Source organism: Pelatocladus sp. BLCC-F211, assembly GCF_041928655.1.
Classification (GTDB): Bacteria; Cyanobacteriota; Cyanobacteriia; order Cyanobacteriales; family Nostocaceae; genus Pelatocladus.
Genome location: NZ_JBHFLM010000016.1, coordinates 1 through 1,668 on the forward strand (window position 1 = coordinate 1; position 1,668 = coordinate 1,668).

General features: G+C 43.3%; 1 protein-coding gene. It reads left to right on the plus strand.

Annotated features, from left to right (window positions below):
- Window positions 1-67: 67 nt before the first annotated feature.
- Window positions 68-1,609, plus strand: a complete 1,542-nt coding sequence (locus tag ACE1AT_RS01410; protein WP_374865529.1) for an IS66 family transposase — start codon at window positions 68-70, stop codon at window positions 1,607-1,609.
- The last annotated feature ends 59 nt before the right edge of the window (window positions 1,610-1,668 follow it).

A 1,668-nucleotide genomic window follows, 5' to 3' on the forward strand; every position in this document is an offset into this window, starting at 1 on the left:
GTAACCGTTCAGGGGGTAGAAGAGAGATAGCCAAAAATGAAGCTCAAAATCTGATAAATTAAGTGGAATGGAACACAAGTGCGCCAATCAGCTAGAGCAGATATCCCAGGAAGATTGGGGAAGAACTCCAAACAGCGTCAAGAAACTGGTGGAGGAGATGGTGCAGCAAATAGAACAACAAGAAAAGAAAATAGCAGAAGTTCTGACAGCACAAGAACAGCTATTAGAAAAAATTAATCAGACATCAAAAAACTCATCATTACCACCATCAAGTGACCCACCGGGCTTTGGAAAAAAACAGCCAAAACACAAAAGTAGTAAAAAACGAGGGGGTCAAGCAGGTCATAAAGGAAATAGCAGAGACTTATACCCGATAGAAGAATGTAGCGAAGTAATAGATCATCATCCAGAAGAATGCGCTAATTGTGGAGCCAGTCTTAAGGGAGTTGATACAAACCCCTATCGCCATCAGATAGTAGAAATTCCACCAATTAGTCCCATAGTCATAGAACATCGTTTGCATCAATTGACCTGTAGTGGATGCGGCACTAAGACCCGTGCCAGATTACCAGAATCAGTGAATCCAAGTGGTTACGGGGTAAGAGTAGTAGCACTGGTGGCATTACTCAGTGGAGTATATCGCAACAGTCAAAGAATGGTGCAAAGTGCAATGCTGGAAGTGTTTGGAATTTCAATCTCATTGGGAACTGTTAACAAACTGCGGCACGAAGCGAGTAATGCTCTGGGTTGCTGTGTGGATGAAGCCAAACATTATATCCAAAGTGCAAACATTGTCGGAGCCGATGAAACCAGCTTTAATCAAGGAAATATTGACGGTTTTAATCCTGAACAGCGAAAAGCTTGGTTATGGGTTGCAGTTACGCCCCTAGTCACATTTTTTGAAATCACCCTCACCCGTTGTACTCAAGGGGCAAAGAATTTATTGGGTGAAAACTTCAGTGGCATTTTAAACTCCGACCGTCATGGTGCTTACAATTGGGTAGACCTGGAACGTCGGCAATTGTGTTGGGCGCACCTGCGACGAGAATTTATCAAAATATCAGAACGTCCTGGAGTCTCGGCACAACTGGGAACAGCATTGGTTAAACAACAGGAGAAGTTATTTGAGTTGTGGCATCGAGTCCGAGATGGTACTTTATCTCGTGATGATTTTGGTGAGTTGGTTCAGGAGATTCGCTCATCCATTAGAGCAACTTTACTTGAAGCTGACGAATACCAGATTACAGCGCGGGAAAAAACACCCCTAGCAAAAACAGTTCGCACTTGTCGTCAATTACTTAAGGTTGAGGCGGCAATCTGGTTGTTCGTTACTACTCCAGGTGTTGAACCGACTAATAATGCTGCGGAAAGGGCGATTCGTCCTGCTGTCATTTGGCGACGTACTAGTTTTGGTTCTCAAACTCAAGCTGGTAGTCATTTTGTAGCTCGGATGCTCACTGTGGTAACAACTCTCAAGTCCCAAAAGCGTAATGTTTTGGACTTTATAACTCAGGCTGTTGTTGCTGCTCGTGGTGATAACACTCCACCTTCTTTGCTTCCACAAGTTACTCCTTGTTCTGATGATTCTGAGTTATTGAAAGCGGCTTAATTTCATTCCTTGATTTTGGGAAATGTTTTTTGTTTTCTTTACACCCCCTGAACGCTTAC

What these genes read in the sequence shown, in the direction of transcription:
- ACE1AT_RS01410 (WP_374865529.1), top strand. Translation starts at nt 68, where the DNA reads ATGGAACACAAGTGCGCCAATCAGCTAGAGCAGATATCCCAGGAAGAT.